This is a genomic window from Mesorhizobium sp. M0195, from assembly GCF_040322115.1.
Classification (GTDB): Bacteria; Pseudomonadota; Alphaproteobacteria; order Rhizobiales; family Rhizobiaceae; genus Mesorhizobium.
This window is the reverse complement of sequence record NZ_JAMYSV010000108.1, coordinates 1-542: the sequence shown is the minus strand read 5'-3', so window position 1 is coordinate 542 and position 542 is coordinate 1. Positions and strand designations below refer to the sequence as shown.

At 52.0% G+C, this 542-nt stretch carries 1 protein-coding gene; it reads right to left on the bottom strand.

The window, feature by feature from the left end; all coding sequences use genetic code 11:
* Positions 1-38: 38 nt before the first annotated feature.
* Positions 39-542, bottom strand: a 504-nt coding sequence (locus NKJ12_RS32235; protein ID WP_352707763.1) for a hypothetical protein, incomplete at its 5' end; no start/stop codon positions are given.

Sequence of the window (542 nt, the reverse complement as noted above, 5' to 3'; positions counted from 1 at the left end):
GAACCTCGTCTGGGTGCCAGAACCTTCGGTGCAGTTCGCTAGGGATCTTTTTCAAGAACCCCGGTTAAAGGCGTAGAAATGGCTCGGGCCAGAGCCTTGCGGTTTTCCAGAACACTCATCATCGTCACGTGGTCGCCTACAATCGGTACGGCAGTAATGGCCTCCGGACTCAAGACCCGGTCCCAGCCGCGCATAGGCGAACGTGCCTCTGGGCATAATGAACTCTTAGCTTGTCGTGCCCGAGAACTGAAGAGAGCCTCGGTGGCATAAAACTGATGTATCTCAATTGGCAGGGTTGGGACTTGGTACGCCTGCAGCGCCTCGTGAAACCGGGCGGTCCTTTCATACATCAAAACATCGTTATGGAGATTACGATCCAGAGGTATTGCCCCAATCTGCTGCCCCTTTTCAAGCAGCTGAGCGATTGAACTTTGTCCAGCAAATTTCTCCAACACTTCGAAGCTCTCATCATCTAAGGGTTCAAAAGAATCGAGCACGACGTCTCGTACCATTTGGATGGGTGATATCTTTGTCACGTTTGC